Source organism: Laedolimicola sp. (assembly GCF_051972735.1).
Taxonomy (GTDB): Bacteria; Bacillota; Clostridia; order Lachnospirales; family Lachnospiraceae; genus Laedolimicola; species Laedolimicola intestinihominis.
The window spans coordinates 1-23,941 of record NZ_JBOKYU010000005.1 but is presented as its reverse complement, the minus strand read 5'-3'; the positions used below and the strand labels follow the sequence as shown (position 1 = coordinate 23,941).

Below are 23,941 nucleotides of genomic sequence, written 5' to 3'. Positions count from 1 at the left end.
TACAGATGAGTGATGAAAAATTGATGGAGCTTGCGCTGCAGGCGCGGGAGAGTTCTTACAGCCCGTATTCCCATTTCCGGGTAGGAGCGGCCCTGCTCTGCGCCGATGACAGTGTCTATACCGGCTGCAACATCGAAAATGCGGCCTTTACGCCGGGCATCTGTGCGGAGCGCACCGCCATCTATAAGGCAGTCAGCGAGGGAAAACGTGCGTTTACAGCCATCGCCATCGCAGGCGGATCGGAAGACAGTGCACCGGCTCTGACTGCGCCCTGCGGCGTCTGCCGCCAGGTCATGCGGGAATTCTGCGATCCGGAGGAGTTTCGGATCATTCTGGGAGCCGGAACCGGGGAGAAGCAGGTGTACCTGTTAAAGGAGCTGCTTCCTTTAAGCTTTGGACCGGATAATCTGAACGGGAAGGAGAAACATTCATGAATTTCTGGAAAAATCTATCAACTCGGAGAAAAGAAGTGTTCTTTTTCCTGTCCATGGTGCTGTTTGGTGTGCTGAAAGAGTTTCTGGTTTACAATCTGCCGATTATGGCGGTGCCGAAGGGCATCCATGACGACTGGATTATGGTACATATGGCGGATGCCCTGCGTGGTGGCCGGTGGTTGGGAGAATATAACGATCTGACCCTGACCAAGGGCATGTTTTTCCCCTTTTATCTGGCAGTGCTGAATTTTCTGCACCTGTCTTACCTAAGCGTGTCGGCATTTCTGTATACGGTCAGCTGCATGATTTTCGTGTACGCGCTGAGACCTCTTCTGAAAAAATACCGGGCCTGCCTGACCCTGTATCTGGTGCTTCTGTGGAATCCGGTGTCCTATTCGGTTCAGGCGTTTCAGAGAGTGTACCGCAACAGTATTTCCTATATCCAGGTGCTGCTGATCTTCGGCGGCCTGCTGGCTTTGTGGCTGCGTAGAAAGGAGCCGGTAAAGAAACAGCTTCTGTGGCTTCTGACCGCTGCGATCGGCATGGTGACATTTTTCTATACGAGGGAGGACGCTATCTGGGTGGAGCCGTTTCTCATCGTATTTGTATTGGTATATCTGGGAAATCTGTTTGTGCTGTGGCGTAAGGAGCACGCAAAAGTCTACGTGGCGAAAGCGGTTCTGATTTTGCTGCCGTTTTTAAGCGTCTGGGGTGCGGGACAGCTGATTGCCCAGGAGAACTATACCCATTATAATATCAGTCTGACCAACGAGCTGCAAAAAGGCGGCTTTGCAGAAATGTATAAGAGCATGATGGCAGTGAAGCCGGAGGAGGATATTCCGGGCGTCACTATGACCAGGGAGAAGGTGGCGCGGATGTGCGACGAGTGTCCGACTCTGAAGAAGCTGGAGCCTTATATTCAGAGCAGCCGCATCTACTGGGCCGGTTCCGAGGAAAATGAGAAGGACTGGGAGGTAAGGGACGGCTGGGTCTTCTGGATTTTCCGTACCGCTCTGGAGCAGGCCGGTTATTATACGGATGGCGGGACAGTCAATCAGGTATGCCTGCAGATCCGGGACGAGCTGGAGACCGCCATGGATGAGGGACGCCTGGAACGGCAGGCGACCATGCCTTCAACCTATATGTCCCCCTGGAGAAAAGGCTATCTGGGCGATTTGTTCGGCGCGTTAGGCAAGGCGATCGCTTATACCACCACCTATGATGAGATGGAGACACTGGTGTACCTCTACAGCGAACCGGATGATAACGGCGGCATCCCGCTGTTTGAGCGGATGACCGGCGACAAGGCTGTCTGGTATGAGTCGAATCTGGTGGAAATGGCGGGCTGGTACGCGTCCTATGAGGGTATGGATGGCGTGACTTTACAGGCGGAGCTTGCGGATGGCACCGTACTTGGAGCGGCGGATTTCACCGAGAGTGACGATATCGCGTCCTATCTGGCCGGACAGGGCATTGCGGCGCCCGGCAGCGAAAAGTGCCGGTTTTCCCTGAAGCTTTCCGTGGAGGATAAGCCACAGACCATATATCTGAAGTCCTATCGGAACGGTGCGCTTCTGGACTCCTATGAGCTGTCCGACGATGTGACCCGGATTGAGAGCGACACCTCCTGCCTGAATCTGGACTGGTACTGGGATGTACCGGAGCGCCATGGGTTCTTGGCGAAGATCAACTATAAGGGCGTCATTTTAAATGGGGTGTGTCAGGCGTACCATTACACAGGAGCTATCGCGGCTGCAGCCGGAGCGATGGCTTATCTGGTTCTCTGTGTGCGGATGCTGAAACGTCGTCTGAAAAAGGTGAAGGACGCGGATGGCCGTGATCTGTCCGTGTGGCTGACCCTTTCCGCGCTGCTGGCCAGCTATTTCGTGTTACTGGGCGGCATCTCCTACTCGGAAATCTCCGGCTGGAACGCGATTCTGTACTGGTATCTGTCAGGGGCTTATCCGATTATGATTGCCTTTGAGGGATTGGCGGTACTGTTCCTGGTGCAAGAGCTTCGTGGAAAAGCGAAACAGTAAGAAAGTACAGAATCAGGATGGATTTTTGTTTAATTTTAGACATATTATGCATTGTATTTTTATGGAATTCTAGTATAATAAAATATAACAGAACATAACAAAACATAACAAAACATGACATTTATGCAACTAAACCGGGCGAACCTGACAGAAGGTCCGTCGAAAAGGAGAGGAACATTATGAAGCTGATTATTGACAACGCCAATATTGATGATATTCGTTCCATGTACGAGTATTTTCCCATGGACGGCGTAACCTGTAACCCGACTATTCTGGCTAAGGAGAAGCGCCCGCCCTATGAGGTACTGAAGGAGATTCGTGATTTCATCGAGGAAGGCGAACTGCATGTGCAGGTTCTGAGCGATCAGGCCGATGGTATGGTGGAGGAGGCCTACAAGATACGCCGGGAGCTGGGCGATGATACATTTATCAAGATTCCGACCACCAAGGAGGGTCTGAAGGCTATCCGTATTCTGGCAGCGGCAGGGATTCATGTAACAGCGACGGCCATCTATACCCAGATGCAGGCGTTCCTGGCAGCCAAATCCGGTGCCCAGTATGTAGCGCCTTACATTAACCGTATTGACAATCTGGGATCCGACGGCGTTCGCACTGCCAAGGAGATTCACGACATGTTCCGCAACTACGGCTTCAAGACCGAGGTGCTGGCAGCCAGCTTCAAGAACTCCCGTCAGGTGATTACTCTGTGCGAGTATGGCATTGGCGCGACTACCATTTCCCCGGATGTACTGGATCTGCTGATCAAGAACGACTCTGTAACGGCAGCTCTGAACGTGTTCCGCAGAGACTTCGAGAAGGTCTGCGGAAAAGGCAAGACCATGTTGGATTGCTAATTACGGATTCATATAAGAGGATATCTTATGATAGATTTGCATTTGCATTTTGATGGTTCCCTGCTTCCGCGCACCGTATTGGAGCTTGCGCAGGAGCAGGGAATCCTGCTTCCGGCCACAGAACCGGACGAGCTAAAGCTGTTTCTGGCAGCGCCGGAAGAGTGTGGAAGCCTTAACGAATATCTGGAAAAATTTGACCTGCCCCTGCAGGTGCTGCAGACGAAGGAGGCCGTGCGCAAAGCCATGTATATTCTGGTCAGCTCCTTAAAGGAGCAGGGGATGCTCTATGCGGAAATCCGATTTGCGCCCCAGCTTCACACGAAGAAGGGTATGAGCCAGGAGCAGGTGGTGAAGGCGGCTCTGTCAGGCATGCAGGAGGCGCTTATCGGTTCGTTTTTCAACTGTAAGCTGATTCTCTGCTGTATGCGCGGAGCGGACAACCGAGAGGAAAACCTTCTAACGGTGCGGACAGCGGCGGCCTTTCTGGGCCGGGGCGTGGCGGCGCTGGATCTGGCGGGGGCGGAAGCCCTGTATCCGACGGAGGATTTCGCGGACGTCTTTGGTCTCGCGAAAGAGCTTGGTGTGCCTTTTACGATTCACGCGGGCGAGGCCGACGGGCCGGAGAGTATTCAGGCGGCGCTTGCCTTTGGAGCCAGCCGTATCGGTCACGGCGTGCGCGCGGCGGAAGATCCGGAGCTGCTTGCTCGGTTAAAGGAGCAGCAGATCCCATTGGAAATGTGCCCCAGCAGCAATGTGCAGACCAAAGCGGTGGCGACCCTTGCGGAGCATCCTGTACTTGATTTTCTGCGCCGGGGGCTGAAGGTGACGATTAATACGGACAATATGACGGTGTCGGATACCACCATCGAGAAGGAATTCGGACTGCTTAGCCGGGAACTTGGCATGACGGCGGAAGAACGGAAGACGCTGCTTCTGAACGCGGCGGACGCGGCCTTTTTAACGGCAGAAGAGCGGTGGAGACTTCGTGATGTGATAGAAAAAATATGCTGCTGAATTTAGGAAGGCTGAAAGTGACTCAAGAATGCAAAAGCTACAGATTGAATGAATAGCCCGGAAAATGGGTAATTGCAGACAGGGAGAAGAAAATGGCAAAGAAGAACGCAAGAAATACAAGAGGAAAGATCGTCAGCGCGGCCTGGAAGCTTTTTTATGAGCAGGGCTACGAGGATACAACCGTGGAGGAGATCATTGCCCTTTCCGGTACGTCCAAAGGTTCCTTCTATCATTATTTCGATGGGAAGGACGCCCTTCTTTCCACCCTTAGCTCCCTGTTTGATGAAAAATATGAGGAGCTGATGGAGGAGCTGACTCCGGACATGACAGCCATGGATCAGCTGCTCTTTCTGAATCAGGAGCTCTTTAAAATGATTGAAGACAGCATTTCCCTGGATCTGCTGGCCAGACTCTATTCCACTCAGCTGACCACCAGCGGCGAGAAGCATCTCCTGGATCATAACCGGATTTACTATAAGCTGCTGCGGAAAATCATTGCCAAAGGCCGGGAGAACGGGCAGCTGAGTCGAACGTCCGGCGTCAGCGAGATGGTAAAGCTCTACGCTCTCTGCGAGCGGGCCCTTCTGTACGACTGGTGTCTCTGCGCCGGGGAGTATTCGTTGGTGGAGTACAGTAGCCGGGTGCTGCCGGTGTTTCTCAGCAGCTTCCTGCCGCAGAACTAAATATGGATTTGAAGCGCGCCTGTTTTATTTTTTGTACAATAGAAATTTATTATTTGTATCCTTTATTTTATAAAATATCGTCTAGTTATAAAATACGATTAAATCAATAAAAATATGTATTTTTAGAAATAAAAGTACAGTATTCGTTCTATACATTATTCTGTATTGTAGTCTATTTTTCTCTGTGCTATAATAAGCCCCATGTGCGGGGCAGAAGAAGCTGTTTTCCGCGATCGAAAGATAAATGAGGAGGATGTAACTATGGCAGGACAGGTGGGAATTCTCGCGGCGATTGTGATTTATCTGGTCGCAATGGTGTACGTGGGATTCTATTTCAGTAAAAAGGGCAGCGGCGATTCGGCAGATGAATTTTATCTGGGCGGACGAAAATTAGGACCGCTGGTAACGGCGATGAGCGCGGAGGCTTCCGATATGAGCAGCTGGCTCCTGATGGGATTGCCGGGCGTCGCTTATCTGACCGGCATCTCTGACGCTGGTTGGACCGCTATCGGCCTGGGTCTGGGAACCTATCTGAACTGGCTGATTGTGGCGAAGCGTCTGCGCCGCTATTCTGTAAAATGCAACGCGATTACCATTCCGGATTTCTTTTCCAGACGTTTCCGGGACGAGAAAAACATTCTGATGTGTATCGCGGCGATTGTAATTCTGATTTTCTTTATTCCCTATACGGCGTCTGGCTTTAAGGCGATCGGAACACTGTTCTCCAGTCTCTTCGGAGTCGAGTATCATGTGGCGATGATTGTCGGAGCGGTAGTAATCGTAGGTTACACCGTCATGGGCGGTTTTATGGCCGTATCCACCACAGACCTGATTCAGAGTATTGTTATGAGTATTTCTCTGGTGGTTATCGTATTTTACGGAATCCATCTGGCAGGCGGCTGGGACGCTGTTATGGCAAATGCGAACTCACTGGCCGGATATCTTTCCATGGCGCAGATGCATGATGGCGCCACCAATACGGCTAGCCCCTACAGTCTGCTGACGATTGTATCTACCATGGCGTGGGGACTGGGGTATTTCGGAATGCCTCATATCCTGCTTCGTTTTATGGCCATCGAAGACGAGAATAAGCTGACGCTTTCCCGCCGGATTGCCAGCATCTGGGTTGTAATTTCCATGGCAGTGGCTATCCTGATCGGTGTGATTGGCTGCGCGGCTTCCGTACAGGGCGCGATTCCGACCTTTGCGACCAGCGCGGAGTCCGAGACCGTCATTATCCGTTTCGCCCATCTGCTGGGACAGCATAATTTCCTGCTTTCCCTGGTTGCAGGCGTGGTTCTGGCCGGTATCCTGGCCTGCACCATGTCTACGGCAGACTCTCAGCTTCTGACGGCGGCTTCCGGCGTATCCCAGAACCTGCTGCAGGATTTCCTGAAGATTAAGATGAGCGCAAAGGCTTCCATGATGGCAGCGCGTCTGACCGTAATTGGCATTGCTGCTGTAGCGATTTTTCTGGCATGGAATCCGGACAGCTCCGTATTCTATATCGTATCCTTTGCATGGGCAGGCTTCGGCGCAGCCTTCGGACCGCTGGTTCTCTTCGCGCTGTTCTGGAAGCGTACCAATATGCAGGGCGCTCTGGCCGGTATGATCGCAGGCGGTGTGATGGTATTCGTATGGAAGTATCTGGTTCGTCCCATGGGCGGTATCTGGAACATCTACGAGCTGCTTCCGGCGTTCATCGTATCCGCGCTGGCAATTGTCATTGTTTCTCTGCTGACAGCGGCTCCCTCCAAGGAGATCTGCGAGGAGTTTGATTCCGTAGGAAGATAAGAAATGAACGGTGTGACTGTGAAGGTCACGCCGTTTTTTTATGCCCGTGGGTAGTGCAAAAACAGGACAGATCTTTTCGTGTTCATATTCTCATGGTATAATTAAAATAAGAACGTGACAGGGGAATACAGCATTGCGCAGAAGGCAGTCGTTGTAATTCACAGCAGAAGGAGATACGCATTATGCCAAAACCGAAATGGAATTTAAATACCATTTACATATCAGAAAGGCTGCAGGAGAGTCTGCGGCCCATTTCCCGTTGCGCCATGACCACCGTGGTCGCCCCCATGGGCTACGGAAAGACCACGGCAGTAAACTGGTATCTGGGTGAGCGTGCCAAGTCGGAAACCCTGAAAATTATCCGCATCAGTGTGTACTCTGACAATCTCGCGATCTTCTGGAAAAGCGTGCAGGAGGCGTTTGCCCGGGCCGGTTTTGATGTTCTGTGTAACTATCCTTGCCCTACGGACGCTGCAGGCGCCGGACTGCTGGTGGACGCTCTCTGCCATTCGCTGGCAGATGAGGCGACCTGCTATCTCTTTATTGATGATTTCCATCTGCTGACCGACAAGCGCGCCTCGCTGTTCCTTTGTATGCTGGCAAACCGGCTGCCTGCAAACGTGCATCTGATTGTTGCCAGCCGGGACCGTTTTTTGCCTGCCGCGGAGACAGTGCGGCTGGGGGCCAAGGTGTATCAGATTGGCACAGAGCAGCTGCGCCTTAACCATACGGAACTGGCCATCTATGCCCACCGCTGCGGAACGGAGCTTTCCGACGCGCAGGTGGAGAGTCTTCTCTACTCCAGCGAGGGCTGGTTCTCCGCCGTTTATCTGAATCTGCGGACGCTCTTTGAGCACGGCGTGCTGCCCAGCCGTCATTCTGACATCTACGCCACCTTTACTGCCGCTATGATCGATCCGTTGCCGGAACAGCAGCGGGAGTTTCTGGCGGTCATGGGGCTTGCCGATGAATTCACCGTCCAAATGGCGCAGTACGTCACAGGCAACGCGGACGCCGGGCAAATTCTTTCTGCGCTGACGGAGCAGAACGCCTTTGTCACACGCCTGCCGGACGGCGCGACTTACCGCTTCCATCACATGATGAAGGAGTGTGCCGAGCGCAGCTTTCTGGCGATGCCGGCGGAAACGCAGCGGCTCTATTGGGAGCGCTTCGGCCTGTGGTACGAGCAGCACCGACAGTATCTCCACGCCATTGCCGCCTACCGGAAGAGTGAGAATTACGATGCGCTGCTGCGGGTCATTCGCAGCGATGCGGGCATCCTGCTGGCGTCGCTGAAGCCGGAGGATGTGCTGAACGCGCTGGATAAATGCCCTGCAGAAACGCTGAAAGCATGCCCCTTTGCTATTCTGGTGCTGATGCGCCGGATGTTCACCTGGCGGAAAGTTCCGAAAATGTTGGAGCTGAAGGCGCTGCTGCTGACGGCCATCGAGGAGCATCCGGAGTTGTCCGAAGAAGAGCGCGGCAACCTGCTGGGGGAATGCGACCTCATTCTGAGCTTTCTCTGCTATAACGACATCAGTGCCATGAGCCGCCTGCACCGCAGCGCCAGCGCCCGGATGTCCCGCCCCGCCATCAGCATCCAATCGAGCGGCGGCTGGACCTTCGGATCGCCGTCTGTTCTGATGATGTTCTACCGCGCGCCGGGAGCGATGGAAAGCGAGCTTGCCGAAATGGACGAATGTATGCCCCATTACTATCAGGTCACCAATCACCATGGGCAGGGCGCGGAAACCATCATGCGCGCAGAGGCACTGTTCTGTCAGGGCCGCTTCACCGATGCACACATTGAAGTGGAACGTGCCTACGCACAGGTCAAGGACAACGGACAGATTAACATGGAACTCTGCTGTGATTTTCTTTCGCGGCGGCTCTCGCTGTACACAGACGTAGAACAGCGCTATACCTTTGAGGAGCGATATGCGGATCTGCTGCGCTATCACGACGCCTCGTGGATCAACCTTTGGAGTGCCACCAGTGCCTACTACCATGCGCTGCAGGGTAAAGTGGACAAAATTCCGGAGATTTTTTCGCAGCACCGCCTTTCTGATATCAACATGCTTGCGCCGGGCAAGCCCATGATGGAAATGATCGAAAATCAGGTGTATCTTGCCCAAGGCGCCTATGCCAAGGTAGTGGGACGCAGCACAGAACTGCTGGCCGTCTGCGAGGCGATGCACTACGCATTGGTAGCGTTGCATATCCGTATCCAGACGGCGGCAGCCTATGAGCAGCTGGGCAAGAGCGAGGAAGCCCACATATGGTTAAGAAGGGCGCTTTCTGATGCCGCGCCGGACGAACTTATGATGCCGTTCGTGGAAAATTATGAGCATTTGAAGCCCCTGCTGGTGCGGGAGATCAAAACGGAACTGCTCGCAAAGATCACCGAGCTTGGCGAAGGGGCAGGGGCGCGAAACGCGGCAAGCGCCCGTCCGGCAGTCTTTGACGCGCTGACGATGCGGGAATTTGAGATCGTGGAGCTGATGGCACAGCGCCTTTCCAACCGGGAGATCGCGGAAAAACTCTATCTCTCCGAGGGCAGTGTCAAGCAGTATGTGAATCAGATCTATTCCAAGCTTCATATCGAGGGCGACACCCGAACCAAGCGGAAACGGCTAGCCGAGCTATTTGGACAAAAGACATAACCTTTGGTTAATGGTTATCCCATAGGATCCACCGTACAATATTTGTACGGTGGATTTTTATTTTTGCGGAAAGGAGGGTACGCACTTGGACCGAAGGTATCTCACAGCCGTCACGCCGCTGCCCAACCATGTTTTGCAGGTAGATTTTGTGTCCGGAAGCCGGCTTTTATTGGACATGAAGCCATATCTGGACAAGATCCGGTTTCGCCCGCTGACAGATGCGCGGGTGTGGAACAGCGCTGTGACCAACGGCATCTTTGTCCGCTTCGGCGATGTGGAGCTGAGCCATGACGAGATCTTGTCCATGGCGGAACAGGAGCATTGACTCCGTTTATCTGAAAAAGGAGAAGAAAATGATGAAACACTTAAATAAATATCTGTCTTTTGCTTTGGCGCTGGCGCTGTGCCTGAGTCTTGCCGCCTGCGGCGAGAGTAACGAAGACTATGGCGATGACGGCAGCGATTACAATTTATACGGCGTTCCGGATTCCTTCGAGGGGCTTGTCAAGGACTCCGAGCAGATGGCGAACCTCTACCTCTACGGAGGCGCGTGGACGGGCGAGGACGGCGGTACACTGATCTCCGCCACCAGCGAAGCCGGCGACGAGGTACGCTTTGCGCTGTACGATGCCGACGAAGAGGTGACCGCCAGCGGCTTCATACAGTTCGTGCCGGACTATGACTATGATTATTTCTACAATGAGCATGACGGCGTGGCTTATCGCAGTTGGTTCGACGAGGTCGGCGCGCTGCACGTGGCTGAGCTTGGTACCTTTACGCAGGTGACCGGCGACGGCCGGGGTGATGTGATCGCACAGGACGACATCCCGGTTTTGATGGGTGGCGCACTGCCCTTTACCAATATGCAGAAGCTGCTCTCCGAAAACCATGATGACGGCACCTACCGTTATGAGGACATCACCGAGGACGGGCAGCTCCTTGTGGTCAATACGGCGGAGCAAAGCTGCTTTGTTCCGGATGTACAGGAGCTGGGCGATTATCTGGCAACCTGTGCTCTGTCTTTAAGTGATGCGGATACCTATGAGCTGTTGTCCGTCGAAGAAAATGAGGAATACAGCAAAAACTTAAGCTATCCGGTTTACATCGTAACCTATACCGCTGGTGAGAACGAAGACACCCGGGAATGGACCGTATTTGTCGTGGACACCGACGTTTGCACCTATCTTTACGGATTCTGCGTATCTCCCGATGCTGCGGCGGATATGGGTGAGATCTATCAAACTATTTTTTCGCAGCTGTATTTGAGCGACGAAGAATAAGGAGGATGTTACATGAAGAGAAAAAAGCCATATCTTTTGGCAGGACTGGTGTTACTGCTTTTCCTGCTGTGCACAGCCTGCGGTGATACGGAGGGACAAATCGCCCCGCAGGACGACCCCAACGAGGGCCTGGGAGGCGACCTTACCGAGGACACCGTCAACGACTTCGGCGGCTTCGAGGGTATCTGGCTGGGCGAAGCGAACAATGACTACGATTCCATGGAGATCGACGCCGAGGGCAACTGGACCCTCTATCTCAGCGGGGAAGTGGTGGATGAAGGCTACCTCCGCTATGAGCCGGAGTGGGAGGCTATCTATGCCTACAGCAACCTGGATGATTCCGGCAGCCTCATTGCCATGGAGGAAGGCCAGCTCTACAGCGCCGCTTACGGTTACTTCAACTACGGAGATGGGATGGAGTACCTCTGGTATGAGGACGGTGGCAGTCCAGACGGAAACCCGGACTCCTATTGGAGCTGGGATTCCGACCTCTGCCAGCGGAATGTCTCGGAATTCAAGGGCATCTGGTACTATGACGGCGATCTTTCGTCTGAGACCTATATTGTCATTGACGGTAATGGAAACTGGAGCTATTACCAGCGCGTTCCCGGCGTTGAGCCTGCAGAAATGGACTGCGGAGTGTTCACCTACTCCATGGACGAGGTGAGCACCTATTATGCGGACTCCACCATGTATGACGGCGTTTCTTACCGGGTCTTTGAGGTTGACGAGGATGCTCTGGTCTGGGGCGATGAGGGCGTTTACTACATGATGGAATGATGGAAAGGAGGGAAAACCATGAAGAATCGATGGAAACATATTTTTATCTCTGTGCTGGCTATGGCAATTTGCCTGAATCTTGCCGCCTGTGGCAATTCTGACGAGGTAGCGGGAGATGACTGGCGCACCACCGGCGTGGTGGCTGGCAGCGGTACCATTACCCATGATGGTGAGAGCGTGGATGTGCTGGTCACGGTGAGTGAGAGCAGCGCGGCCTTCTACCGGGATCTGCCGGAGCAGATTCTCTTTGACAGCGTGTCTTTTCCTATGAACATTCCCGATGCAGAGCAGGCATTCAACGCCATCTCCTTCGAGGATATCGACGGCGATGAGGAAAGCGATGTGCTGGTAAGCTTTATCCATGAAAACGGTGACGCCACCGAGCTGATCTGGATCTGGGATCCGGTGGAGCGCTATGTCTTCCGGGAGGATCTCTCCACCGTTGCTCTCAGCGGCGGTGACTTAAACGGTGATGATCTCAGCGAGTATGTGGGCCTTTGGGAGTATCAGGGGGAGAATCTCTGGCTGCGCATCCGCGATGACGCCACATGGGAATTTGTGAACGACCAGGATGATGTTATCGAATACGGCACGCTGTGGGTGGACGAAAATGGCTTGATGCTCCACTTCGACGGCAGCGGCGACACCTTGCAGCTGGATCGCACCGTCAGCGGCGACCTCATCGACAGCGTAAACGGCGGCACGCTCCTGCCTGTGGAGGGTATCCAGTCTCAGGAGCCGTACTTTACAAGAAACGGGCTTGCGATCAATGCCGCCGTGGAGATGGGGACCTTCCTGCTGGAAGATGGGGTTTGCAGCTATGCGGGACTTGGCGACGGCTACAACACCGACGACTGCTATTGGGAGATTATAAAGAACGGCGATTACACCCACGACGGCATCCGCGAGTTGCACTTTGACGCCATCTGTTATGTTCCGGAAGGCTCCATTCCCTACTTTGATCAGCAGTATACGACTGTTACCAGCAGTGAACTCTATGACTTCTATACCGGTATGTGGCTCACCACCTCAACGGCCTACGGCAACAGCCAGCGCGGGGACAACTATTATCTCCACACCGTCAGCTGGCAGGGGAACAGCTACCTGATTGAATTCGCGTATTCAACCGACTGGCAGTACAACGTGGGGGACTGGGCGCAGGTTCTGACCAAGAGCTACGCCGTCTATCTTCCAGAGGACTATGACGGACTCGTTTTTGCCGCAGAGGCCCAGCCGGACAACTATAAAGACAGTGCCAAACGTATGCAGCTGGACAGCATTTCGCCCGAAGCTGCCCTTATGGATATCGACACGGTAGAGCCCTATCGCAGCCTGTACTTCAGTCTGTGTTACTAAAAGGGAGGAACGGCTATGGGAATGAAACGCAATGACTTTGACACGCCGGGAGCAGGGCGCATGACGGATGCGGAGCTGTCAAAAAAGCTGGGAAGCTGTCAGAGAATGGAGAGCATCGGCATATTGCTGGGCGTTATTCTGGTGATCACCGGGTGCATCATGATGTTTGTGTATCGTAATCTCATGGTGATCTGCATTCTGGTCTTTACCGGTGTGGCGCTGTTCCTGTTGGTGGCAAAGCCCGCCCAAACGAAGAAAAAAGCGTTGATGCAGCAAGAGCTGGGCGGCTATTTCTGCGCAGAGCTGACAAAAGCCTTCGGCCCGGAGCCGGAGCCGGCCACGCTGCCCATCGACTGGGCGTACCTGGAGGCAGCAAAGCTGTCGGCGGTCTCTTTTACGGAGTGTACCGTGACGGACTTTCACGAGGGCGAGCACAAGGGGCTGCGGTTTTCCGCTGCCAACGTGGAGCTGCGCCGCACGGTGGAAGAACGCTCCGGCCCCGACAACGACAACTGGATGACTCGAACCGAGACGCTGTTCCGCGGCATCGTGGTACGCTGCAAGGGCATCTGTGACCTGGCACTGGATATGACCGTAAACGACATGTTCCAGGAGCGGAAAAAGGACGATATTACCGATTCCGTTTTGTTTAGAAAGCATTTTTCTGCCCACAGGTCGGACGGGAAGGCGGCGGACGATCAGGTGACGCAGCAGCTTCGTGAGCTGGTGCAGAAGCTGGAGGCATCTTCCAACAGTTCCAAGCTGTGCGGTCTTATCCTCCGTGACGGCGATCTGACGCTGGCCCTGAACACCCGGTATGTGTTTGCGGGCGTTCCGGAGGAGCTGGATCTGCGGGATATCGACGGCATCCGAAAGTGGTTCACCGCCTCGCTGACCGGTATGGGCAATCTGCTGGATCTGATAACGGAAAGCCCCGCTCTGACAGGCACGACAGAATAAGGAGAAGAATATGGAAGAAAGGGACATGAACATGACGGATGAACATATGGCGCAGGAGCTGCGTAAGAGTAAGGGTAGCAAGCTGGGCGGAAAAATTCTTTCGCTGCTGGGCGTGGTGATTGCCGTGGTGGGCATCATTCTGGGCGGCAACCTTGTGATGATTGTCATCGGCGGTGTGGTTCTAAGCCTGGGGCAGATGGTGCAGGGTAAGTCCAAGGACAAGGCAGGCCGGCAGACCTTCGACGCCATCGCGCCGGACATCGTGGGCGCTGCCCTTGAAAACGTGCAGATGAACCCTGCGTCGCATCTTCTGGACGCAGAGGACACGAACATTCCCCTGCCCGGCCACACCCATTGCAGCGGCAGTGGGTATATCCGCGGAACATATCGCGGCCTGACCACGGAACTATGTACCGTAAGGCTGACGGAAGTCAGCGAGTTTCAACGGGAGGAGACCGGCCTGTGGGAAAAGAACGAGCAGGTGGTTTACACCGGCCAGTGGATGCTGTGTGAACTGGGACAAGAATTTCAAACATGGCTGACCATCTGGCCGCGGGACAAAATGGATAAGCTGTTCAACGCCCGAACGATCAAGACAGGCAATGAGATGTTTGATAAACGATTTAATCTGAGCAGCGGCGATGCGCAGGCGGCCCTTTGCATCCTGAATCCCGGCTGCATCGAGCAGATCCTGGCACTGGCAGATGCCTCCTTCGGTAAATTTGCCGTGAATCTCAATCCGGATGGCAGGCTGTATCTTGCCGTCCACAGCGGTCGCGGTTTTTTTGATATCGGCAAGGGTCGGGAGATGCCGGATCAGCTGCGCCGGCGCTTTACCTGTGAACTGCGCTGGTTCACAGATTTGATCGACGTATTCCGCGGCGTATAAGGGAGGTGGGGCATATGCCTTTTTGGCTCGCTGTTATGTTGCTGTTGCTATCGATGTTGGGGAGTGTTCTCTCACACCGTTACTTGCGGAAACCGGTTCAAATCGTCTGCGTTATGCTCTGCGTCCTGCTGGCAGTGGTATGTGCCGCTTATATCGGACTAACTATTTTGTTTGTGGATGCCGTGCGGAACCAACCGTCGGTGTCGTAAAAAGGAATCCCCGCCCATGGCGGCAGGAAGGAGGACGTATGAAGAATATGAAAGTAATCGTGATTGGTTTCATTCTTGCGGTAGTGCTTGTGGCATGGCCCGTGGAATATACGCGATATATTACAGCGGGAACCGGCTTTGTTCTCGGGGCTGTACTGGTGGCATGGCTCGGGGTCCGCCAGCGGAAAGGCGCATGGAAGGGATACAAGGATGACGTGCAGCGGTACACGGGCACCACGATGATGAAGGTGGTATGGATCGAGGAATCGGTCGATGAAAGGTGGGAGCACCAGGAGGACGGCAGTGATCGGCTGCGTCGGGAGACGGTCTATCTTCCAACCTATGAGTACACTGTAAATGGCAGGACCTACCACTACGCAAGCCGTCAGACGTTGTCCGGCAAGCGGGAGCTGGGGCGGCAGGTGGTGGGATATTATGACCCCAAGCAGCCCGACCGCATTACGGAGGACAGACCTCGAAAGCCCGTTTTCGGCGGATTCCTTTTCTTCGTTTTTGCTGTGTTCCTGCTGTGGTTCGGCATTATGACCTTCACCGGTCAGGTCTCTATTTCCTGATACCGAATATCCAGAATCAAATAGAAGCAAAAAGCGAAGGCATCCAAAATGCCTTCGCTTTTTACTTCTGTTTTTTACAGCTTAATATTCTTGAAAAGGTCTCCCAGGGTGGTGGTCAGCTCCTCGGCCTTCGGGATTTCGATTTTTTCTTCCGGAAGATCTTCCGCAGCGGCTTCGTTCAGCGCCTTCATGCTCAGGGACAGCTTGCCGTCCTTGATAGCGATAACCTTTACCTTTACGGTATCGCCGACCTTCAGAACCACGTCCGGGCTCTTGATACGCTTTTCAGAAATCTGGGATACGTGTACCAGTCCGGAGAGACCGTCGCCCAGATCGATGAATGCGCCGTAGGGCTGGATGCTCTCGACCTTTCCTTCCGTTACCAGACCGACCTGTACGCTGGCCAGCTTTGACCGACGCTCCTCGGCAGCCTTCTCGCGAAGCAGCTCTCTTGCGGAGAGAACCAGCTTCTGGTTCTCCGGATCTGCAGTGATAACCTGTACCTGGATCTTCTTATTCAGCCAGTCCTCCAGGTTCTCCACATAGCTAAGAGAAAGCTTGGAAGCCGGGATAAAGCCGCGGATTCCTTCTACGTAAGCGACTACGCCGGACTTGACAATGCCGCCGATTTTTACGGTGAGAACGGTCTTGTCCTCCAGATACTGTACCAGAGTCTGCCACGCCGGATCTGTGATGTCAGCCACATCATTCTCCTGTGTATCCTGGAAGGAAGCCTCCAGCTCTTCCTTGAAATCGTCCATTGTTGTTTTTTCTTCCATTTCCCAATACCTCATTTCCTATAAAATTCAGATTACAGACAGATTTCTGAGAAATCCGCTGTCCAATAGTTCTATTATATGGTAAAATGGTGCAAAAAGCAAACGGAATCAGGAGAAAAATAGATGAATCGAGTGAAAATAAGAAAGATTGTTTTTGGAGAAGGAAGACCGAAGATCTGCGTTCCGATAACGGGCCGCACCAGAGAGGAGATTGCGCTGCGGACGGCAGAGCTGAAAGCGGCGAAGCCGGATCTGGCGGAATGGCGGGCAGACTGGTATGAGGAAGTATTTGACAGGGAAAAACTGGAAACTATGCTGATATGGCTGCGTGAAGAGCTGGGCGAGCTGCCGCTTCTGGTGACCTTCCGGACCAGAGAGGAGGGCGGCGAGCAGAGCGTAAGCCCTGAGGAGTATGCGGTATTTTTAAGGACGGTCCTTATGTCCGGACAGGCAGATCTCATCGACGTGGAACTGTTCCGGGGAGAAGAGCTGCTTCGGGATATCTGCAAAGAGGCAAAGGCGCAGGGGGTAAAGGTGATTGCCTCCAGCCATGATTTTGAAAAGACTCCGGCAAAAGAGGAGATCCTAGCCCGGCTAATCCGGATGCAGGATTGTGGGGCGGATCTTCTGAAGCTTGCGGTCATGCCTCAGGACGCGGGGGACGTGCTGACGCTTCTTTCGGCCACATGGGAAATGCAGGAGCAGTACGCGAAGCAGCCCGTGGTAACCATGTCCATGGGTCCGAAGGGGGCGGTGAGCCGTCTGGCCGGTGAGGTCTTCGGCTCCGTCATGACCTTCGGAAGCGCAGGCGTGGCCTCCGCGCCGGGGCAGGTGAGCGTGCCGGAGCTTAAGATGGCGCTGGAGGTACTCAGACAGGGATAGGCTGGAAATGAAGGAGGAGGATGGGATGAAGAGAGGGTTATGGACCGGTATATTGCTCCTGACGCTTTTGCTGTCCGGATGTGGAGAAGCAGAAAAAATGGAAGAAAAGGCAGACACCCGGGAGGCGTATGTTCATGCCACTCTGTTCTGTGGCGTGGATTTCTGGCACGCGCCGGAATGGGATGTGACAGAGGGTACGATTACAGGCGACATTTCACGGGAAACGGGTGTTGTCATTGATGTCATGCCGAGGTTAGGAAAACCGAATCGTCAACTGAGCCTGATGCTGGTGAATAATGAACTGCCAGATATTATTTCGGTGACAGACGAAACGGTGATCCATCAATTAGTAACGTCCGGGAAGGTGTGGAAACTGGATGAATTTCTGGAAACCTACTGTCCAGATTCCCATATCCTGACTGAATTCCCGGAGGATATAAAATATGAGCTGATAAAAAGGGACGGAGCCTGGTACGCCTGGCCGTCCCATATCAATTCCCGGGACGCCAGGAAGATCTGGAAGGCCAGCGCGCCCCGTTATCGGGAGATCTCAGAGCTGGGTAACCCTGGTGGAATCATGTGGAATCGGAAGCTTCTGGAGGAACTGGGGATTGAAGCAGAAGAGCTTCAGACGGAAGACGAGGTCCTTCAGGCATGGGAGAAAGCGAAAGCCAGAGGGGATATCCAGCCCCTTCTGATAGACGGCGATGCCTGGCAGGCGTTTTCTCTGGCCTTTCTGCAAGCGACCTTTGGCGCAGAATATGTGGATGACGCGGGAAACTACCTGGATGAGATCCGACAGCCGGAGACAAAAAAGGCGCTGGCATTTCTAAATCAGGCTATGCGGGAGGGATACGCGTCCGTAGAACAGATGCTTTTTACGAACGATCAGATCAAGGAGAAAATGGCATCCGGAAAAGTTTTGTGTTTTATCGGAAATGTATGCAATACAGGCGTGGATGCACGGAAATGGATTTCATCCGGCGTAATTCAGGGAAAAGATGGAGAACGGCCGGTGCAGGGAAGAAAGTTGCAGGCTACTACCGGATGGATCAATACCTTTATAGCAAAAGACTGCCGCTATCCGGAGCAGATTGCAGCCTGGCTGGATGATATGACCAGCGAAGCAGGAATGCGGCGGTGGTGCTTCGGAGATGAGGGAGCAGATTATGTGTTGGACGAAAAAGGAAGAATTAAGCTGACAGAGGAGGGAGAGAAGGCGAGAGCAGCGGGCAGCGAGACCGACGTGAATATCTGGTGGATGTTCAACAACACAGCCTGGGAGCGGAGTGTACTGGCACCTTATGAGGAAGGCAGTCAGATACAGGCAGATGAGACAATACAGACTGCCTATGCGAAAAATGAGAAAACGGTTATCTATAACAAATCATTGGTGACGGACCTGCTGCAAAATTTCCCGGAGGATGGGGAAGAGCGAAAGATGGACGCGGTATTGGAGCAGTGGAAGAAAGTTCAGCTTCCGAAGGTGGTTCTGGCGTCCGATGAAGCTGCCTTTGAGCAGGAATATGAGACGCTGATGAAAGGACTTAGAAATCGCGGTATTGAGGAGCTTGATCAGGTGAAAAACGAGGTTTACCAGGCGAGATGTCAGGAATACGGCGAAAAACTTAAAAAGATCAATTCCACAGAGAGCAGAGGAACGGAATGAACAAGCGACAGAGCAGTCTTTTGGCAAGGCTTCTGATGATAGGCGGGCTGGTACTTATGGTACTGGTCATCGCTTATCTGGTTACGACGAAGTATGTGGCGGACAGCAATCGGAAAAATCTTACAGAACTCAATAAGGAAAAACTCTCCCAGATTTGCGCGGAGACAGACAACTTCTGTGATTTTATGAATCATGTGGCGACAAATCTGGTCTATTCCCCGCTCATGTATCAGTATCTTACAATGGAATCTGCAGATCGCGTAGTATCAGCGGAGAAAGTGGCAGAGCTTTATCAAAATGCGGTACTGTTGGAAAATAACATTGCGGGACTGTACATTTACAATCGGGATGGGGAGCTCCTGCTCAGTCTGGGTGAGCAGGTGCCCGGTGAAGAGGAAAGACTGAAAAAAAGCAGTGAAATAATGGCTTTTGGGAATGTATTTTCCATGGGGATGTCGCAGGCGGATCGTTATTTGATATATTTTCCGGTTTATGATCTGGAAAGCAAGAATTATGGTGATATGTTGGCTCGCTGCGCCTTTGTGATGAAAACCGGAAATTTCGATGATATGCTGGAACATGCCCGGGTGACGGATACGGCCGAGAACTATATTCTGGACGGAAAAAACCGGATTGTAGCAGCCAGAGGCAATGGAGGTGCTTCCGTGCTGTTGGATAGTATGCTGGAGGATAATGCGGATTATGAAGTAGAGATACGAAATCTTGCCATAGAGGGATGGCGAACGGTCAGCCGGATACCGAGCCGCACGTATAATCAGTCGATGAATCAGTTAACGTACCTGATAACAGTGGCCTATATTTTGGCTGTTCTGGCGCTGCTTGTTCTGCTGTATTTTTGTTACCGCTATCTGGTACGTCCGCTGCATCAGATTGATACGTTTATCCGACACATTATGACGGAACCCGAGGCACGCATGGAAATGGTTCGGGAGGATGAGATAGGAACGGTGATCAACAGTCTGAACCGGATGCTGGATGAACGGGAGCGGCATGACAGGGAAATGACGGAATCCAGGCAGAAGCTTTACGAAATGGAACTGTCAAAAAAACAGCTGCAGCTGCTGGCTTACCGAAATCAGATCAATCCCCATTTCTTATATAATACATTGGACTGTATCCGGGCTATGGCTTTGTACCACGATGCCGACGAGATTGCGGAGATCACCATGTCCCTGTCACGGGTATTCCGTTATGCCATTAAAGGGGAAAATGTGGTAACGGTGGAAAAAGAGATAAGTTATATCCGGGAGTACGCCCGTATCATAGAGTATCGTTTTATGGGAAAAATCCGCGTGGCGATCCATATGGAGGAGGCGGCAGCCGAGAAGCCGATTATCAAGTTGATTTTGCAGCCCCTGGTGGAAAATGCGGTCTTTCACGGCCTGGAGCAGACCATAGAGGGCGGAACGGTTCAGGTAAAGGTGGAGCACCGGGAAGGGCAGCTGATATTCCGGGTGGAGGACGACGGCTGCGGAATTGAGAAAGAGCGGCTTCAGGAGATTCGCCGGGGAATCGAAGCGGGCGAGAAGACCGGCGGGATTGGCATGAGCAATATCTATCAGCGTTTAAAGCTGTTTTATGGAGAACAGATGGAATTTCAGATAGAAAGTGAACCGGGTAAAGGAACGAGGATTACGATCCGGATTCCGGACGTAGTGCAGGACGGAAGAAAAGGCGGTGAAGAAAAGAATGTATAGTGTATTTCTTGCGGATGATGAAATCTGGATTGTCATGGGCCTGAAAAAGCTGATTGAGAAATCAGGAGAGCCGTTCCGGGTAGTAGGCGAGGCCAATAATGGGGTGACAGCTCTGGAGGAAATCAGGCGTCTGCGGCCGGATGTGGTCATCAGCGATATTCGGATGCCTGGTCTGGATGGATTGAAGCTGCTGGAAGAACTGAATCTTCAGACGCCGGGGACAAAGCTTGTTTTTGTGAGCGGCTATGCGGAATTTGAATATGCCCGGAAAGCTTTGCAGATGGGAGCGGTAGATTATCTGCTGAAGCCGGTGGAGCAGGAGCAGTTAACAGAGGTCCTGAGGCGACTGGGCGGACAGGTTGAGAAGAACGGACAGTCACGTGCAGAGAAACCCGAAAATCTGCCGCCCTCTATCCTGCAGCAGATTGTGGAAGAAATTCAGAGCAGTTATACGGAAAATATCACCCTGACCGGTCTGGCGGGGAAATACAGTTTGAGCACGGGATACCTGAGCAGCCTTCTAAAGGAAGAATTGGGATTGCCCTTTTCGGATTATCTGACTTCGAAACGCATCCAGAAGGCAAAGGAACTGTTGGCAGACGAAACTCTGTCCGTGGAGGCTGTGGCGGAACATGTCGGGTACCGGGATTACTTTTATTTTACAAAGGTATTTAAGAAAAACGCAGGGATGTCACCCAGTAAATACCGGACGGAGGTTTTGGGTCGAAAATAAAAATCTGAAAAAAATCCACCTTTTTCTTAAAATATTAAACTTTTCCGGGGCAGCTTTGAAAACTTCAAAAAAAAGAATAAAAACCTGAAAAGATAACAGGTATCTGATTTTCAGCGAATTTTGTATAGTTTTTTATAGGAAACTGGCAAAAAAAGCGGAAAACAGATACCTGTTTTTTGCATGATGTATCGGGGAGGAGAAGAGATGAAGGATAAGAAGCTTGCCTGGCAGAAGGGTCTCGCATTCCTTCTGGCTGCGGCTGTGACGGGAGGCTCCCTGGCCCCCATGACAGTACAGGCGGAAGCAGCGGGAGTGGAAGTACTGGAAGCGGAAGCGGCGGAAGAAAAAACCACGGAAGGGACTATGGAAACCGGAACAGGCGAAACGAAAGGATCCGAAGAGGAGAAGAAAGAGGAAAATTCCGGGAAACAGGAAGAGACAGAGACCGACGGAAAAACACAGACAGAAAAAACGGAAACAGAAAAAACACAGACAGAAAAAACGGAAACAGCACAGGAGACAGCCGGAGGAAAAGAAACTCCGGCAAATAAGACGCAAGCGGAAGAAGCGCAGAAGCCTGCGGAGCAGGCGGCTCCGGAAACAGAAGCTGCGGCAGTGGCAGCAGAAGTCCCGGAGGTTCTGGCAAAATTTGAGTTTGAAAATGACAGTCTGGACGGCGGCAACGCAAAGGCAGAAGTGACCGGATCTGCAACCATCAAGGAGCGGGATGAGAAGAATGGAAACGCCATGTATTTTAATGGTTCTACCTACCTGAATGTGACAGATTGTGAGGATGGAAGCCTGCTGACCGGTCTGGACGAGCTTACTGTCAGCTACGACGCAAAGCCGGATAATTCCGGTCACGCAGGCTGGACCTTTTATGCGGCGCCGGATACCACGGCTCAGAAATACGGAAGCGAGCATTATCTCGGCGTGATGAGCAAGAAGGCATCTGTGCGGGCGGAACGCTATAATTGCAGTGGAACCAGAGTCGGTAATGCGGCCACGGCCACTACGACGGCCGATGGCTGGCAGCATATTGACATTGTATATACGAAAGATAAGACGGTTCTTTATGTGGACGGCAGTAAAGAAGCCGAAGTGGAAAATAATTACGCGCTGCAGGAGATTCTCGGAGAGTCCAGTATCCTTCAGATAGGTAAGGCCAACTGGGGCGGCGGAGAATACTATAAGGGCTACCTTGACAACCTGGTGATTTACAGCAGAGCAAAATCTGAGCAGGAACTGACCAAGAATCTGAACGATGTGGAAACTGCAGACGAGGCTCTGGCACAGCTTGAAAAAATCGGGATTCCGAATGCATCCCAGATTATGGGAAATATCTATCTGCCCACAGAAATCAGTATCAAGGGTGCGGATAAGAAGGCAAGCGTGGCTTGGAGCGCCAGCATGGACGGTATCGTGACCACTACGGCCCAGGACGGAAAAGAGCCCGGTATCGTCACCAGACCGGCGGAAGATACCACTTTGACACTTACCGCCACACTGACCTGCGGGGAGGAGAAAAGAACAGCTTCTTTTGAAATTACTGTAAAGAAAGCGCCGGAGCAGATGAAGCAGACTACAGATTATCTGTTTGCGCATTTCACCGGAACCGAAGGCCGGGCCACAGACGAGCAGATTTACTTCGCTACCAGCGAGGACGGAAGCCAGTGGACGGATCTGACAGCCAACGGAAGCCCGGTGCTCAGCTCTGACGTCGGTGATAAGGGCGTGCGTGATCCGTACCTGATTCGTTCCGCTAACGGCGATAAATTTTATCTGATCGCTACCGATCTCAGCATCTATAACCGAAAGGGCTGGGGCAATGCAACCACTGGAGGCAGCACCAAACTGGTTATCTGGGAATCCACCGATCTGGTAAACTGGACCGAGCCCCGTCTGGCGGACGTGGCAGGCACCATTCCGGGAGCAGGCTGCGCCTGGGCTCCGGAGGCCTTCTACGACGAGAATACCGGAAATTATGTGGTATATTGGGCGACAGGATCCGACCAAAGCAACAAGCTGGGTGACCGCATGAACATGTATTATGCCACCACCCGTGATTTTTATACATTTTCTGACGCGGTACTCTGGATTGATCGGGAGAAGTCTATCATTGACACGACTATGATTCAGGTGGGGGACACCTACTATCGTGCGTCCGGCGACGGTCAGATTACCATTGAAAAAAGCAAATCGATCTATGACGGCTGGGAAATCATCGGAACCTTAAGGGATATTTTCAATAACGACAGATACAGCGGAAGCATGCTGGAGGGACCGGAATTCTTCCTGTATAACGAGGATGACTGGCAGACGAAGGGTGGAAAAAAGGTTCCGACCTGGGGTCTGATGTGTGACCAGTATAGAGAAGGCAAAGGATATCTGCCCTTCCGGACTACAGATATCGGGGATCAGACGACCAACAGCTGGGCACCGGCCACCGATGTCAACTTCGGCTCCCTGAAGAAGCGCCACGGTACCATCTTGCCGATTACCCGGGAAGAATATAACCGCGTCAACAAAGAAATCGGCGGAATCACCAACGACGATACGCCGATCGAGAAGCGGATCCTGGCGCAGTTTGATTTCAATGAGGCCACAGAAGAAGGCTTTACCGGCGGTAA

General features: G+C 52.8%; 20 protein-coding genes. 19 read left to right on the top strand and 1 reads right to left on the bottom strand.

Features of this window, described 5'->3' with window-relative positions; genetic code table 11:
* Nucleotides 1-5 precede the first annotated feature (5 nt).
* The 14 genes from cdd to ACTRC3_RS02540 all read left to right on the top strand — a co-directional run bounded on the left by cdd (nt 6) and on the right by ACTRC3_RS02540 (nt 15,530).
* Nucleotides 6-434: a cytidine deaminase gene (cdd, locus tag ACTRC3_RS02605; protein ID WP_178039621.1), complete on the top strand. Its 429-nt coding sequence runs from the start codon at nt 6-8 to the stop codon at nt 432-434.
* Entirely contained in the window at nt 431-2,473 is a 2,043-nt protein-coding gene (locus ACTRC3_RS02600; protein WP_440321344.1) for a hypothetical protein, read from the top strand. Before cdd ends, ACTRC3_RS02600 begins: the two co-directional genes overlap by 4 nt.
* A 179-nt stretch (nt 2,474-2,652) precedes the next feature.
* Nucleotides 2,653-3,327 carry a transaldolase family protein gene (locus ACTRC3_RS02595; protein ID WP_349164493.1) on the top strand — a complete coding sequence of 225 codons (675 nt, stop codon included), beginning with the start codon at nt 2,653-2,655 and terminating at the stop codon, nt 3,325-3,327.
* Nucleotides 3,328-3,354: 27 nt separating this feature from the next.
* Nucleotides 3,355-4,341 carry an adenosine deaminase gene (gene add, locus ACTRC3_RS02590; protein WP_440321342.1) on the top strand — a complete coding sequence of 329 codons (987 nt, stop codon included), beginning with the start codon at nt 3,355-3,357 and terminating at the stop codon, nt 4,339-4,341.
* A gap of 92 nt (nt 4,342-4,433) precedes the next feature.
* A complete protein-coding gene (locus ACTRC3_RS02585) occupies nt 4,434-5,024 on the top strand; it encodes a TetR family transcriptional regulator (RefSeq protein WP_178039617.1) in 591 nt (196 codons plus the stop codon).
* A 261-nt stretch (nt 5,025-5,285) separates the two neighbouring features.
* On the top strand, nt 5,286-6,818 hold the full coding sequence (locus ACTRC3_RS02580) for a sodium/proline symporter (RefSeq protein ID WP_349164495.1): 1,533 nt from the start codon (nt 5,286-5,288) through the stop codon (nt 6,816-6,818).
* 182 nt (nt 6,819-7,000) lie between these two features.
* Nucleotides 7,001-9,481 (top strand): LuxR C-terminal-related transcriptional regulator, encoded by a 2,481-nt coding sequence (locus tag ACTRC3_RS02575; RefSeq protein WP_440321339.1) that lies wholly within the window; start codon nt 7,001-7,003, stop codon nt 9,479-9,481.
* A gap of 85 nt (nt 9,482-9,566) precedes the next feature.
* A complete protein-coding gene (locus tag ACTRC3_RS02570) occupies nt 9,567-9,806 on the top strand; it encodes a DUF2442 domain-containing protein (RefSeq protein ID WP_178039614.1) in 240 nt (79 codons plus the stop codon).
* A gap of 28 nt (nt 9,807-9,834) precedes the next feature.
* Nucleotides 9,835-10,761, top strand: coding sequence for a hypothetical protein (locus ACTRC3_RS02565; protein WP_440321336.1), 927 nt, complete (start codon nt 9,835-9,837; stop codon nt 10,759-10,761).
* Between the two features lie 12 nt (nt 10,762-10,773).
* Entirely contained in the window at nt 10,774-11,541 is a 768-nt protein-coding gene (locus ACTRC3_RS02560; RefSeq protein WP_440321334.1) for a hypothetical protein, read from the top strand.
* An 18-nt stretch (nt 11,542-11,559) separates the two neighbouring features.
* A complete protein-coding gene (locus tag ACTRC3_RS02555) occupies nt 11,560-12,897 on the top strand; it encodes a hypothetical protein (RefSeq protein WP_440321332.1) in 1,338 nt (445 codons plus the stop codon).
* A 15-nt stretch (nt 12,898-12,912) separates the two neighbouring features.
* On the top strand, nt 12,913-13,857 hold the full coding sequence (locus ACTRC3_RS02550) for a hypothetical protein (protein WP_440321330.1): 945 nt from the start codon (nt 12,913-12,915) through the stop codon (nt 13,855-13,857).
* 10 nt (nt 13,858-13,867) lie between these two features.
* Complete coding sequence (locus ACTRC3_RS02545) at nt 13,868-14,746, top strand: DUF3137 domain-containing protein (protein WP_440321328.1); 879 nt, start codon at nt 13,868-13,870, stop codon at nt 14,744-14,746.
* 247 nt (nt 14,747-14,993) lie between these two features.
* On the top strand, nt 14,994-15,530 hold the full coding sequence (locus tag ACTRC3_RS02540) for a DUF3592 domain-containing protein (protein ID WP_440321326.1): 537 nt from the start codon (nt 14,994-14,996) through the stop codon (nt 15,528-15,530).
* Nucleotides 15,531-15,604: 74 nt separating this feature from the next.
* Here ACTRC3_RS02540 and ACTRC3_RS02535 read toward each other — a convergent pair whose 3' ends face one another.
* The gene (locus ACTRC3_RS02535) at nt 15,605-16,309 is read right to left on the bottom strand and encodes a S1 RNA-binding domain-containing protein (protein ID WP_440321324.1); all 705 of its coding nucleotides are present in this window, start codon (nt 16,307-16,309) and stop codon (nt 15,605-15,607) included.
* A 123-nt stretch (nt 16,310-16,432) separates the two neighbouring features.
* On the opposite strand from ACTRC3_RS02535, the gene aroD reads away from it, so the two are divergent.
* From aroD to ACTRC3_RS02510, 5 genes are all read left to right on the top strand, one after another.
* Nucleotides 16,433-17,191 (top strand): type I 3-dehydroquinate dehydratase, encoded by a 759-nt coding sequence (gene aroD / locus ACTRC3_RS02530; protein WP_440321322.1) that lies wholly within the window; start codon nt 16,433-16,435, stop codon nt 17,189-17,191.
* Nucleotides 17,192-17,216: 25 nt separating this feature from the next.
* Nucleotides 17,217-18,860, top strand: coding sequence for a hypothetical protein (locus tag ACTRC3_RS02525; RefSeq protein WP_440321320.1), 1,644 nt, complete (start codon nt 17,217-17,219; stop codon nt 18,858-18,860).
* Complete coding sequence (locus ACTRC3_RS02520) at nt 18,857-20,578, top strand: cache domain-containing sensor histidine kinase (protein ID WP_440321318.1); 1,722 nt, start codon at nt 18,857-18,859, stop codon at nt 20,576-20,578. Before ACTRC3_RS02525 ends, ACTRC3_RS02520 begins: the two co-directional genes overlap by 4 nt.
* Complete coding sequence (locus ACTRC3_RS02515) at nt 20,571-21,311, top strand: response regulator transcription factor (protein ID WP_440321316.1); 741 nt, start codon at nt 20,571-20,573, stop codon at nt 21,309-21,311. Before ACTRC3_RS02520 ends, ACTRC3_RS02515 begins: the two co-directional genes overlap by 8 nt.
* Before the next feature lie 204 nt (nt 21,312-21,515).
* The coding region (locus ACTRC3_RS02510) for a LamG-like jellyroll fold domain-containing protein (RefSeq protein WP_440321314.1) at nt 21,516-23,941 on the top strand (2,426 nt) is incomplete at its 3' end.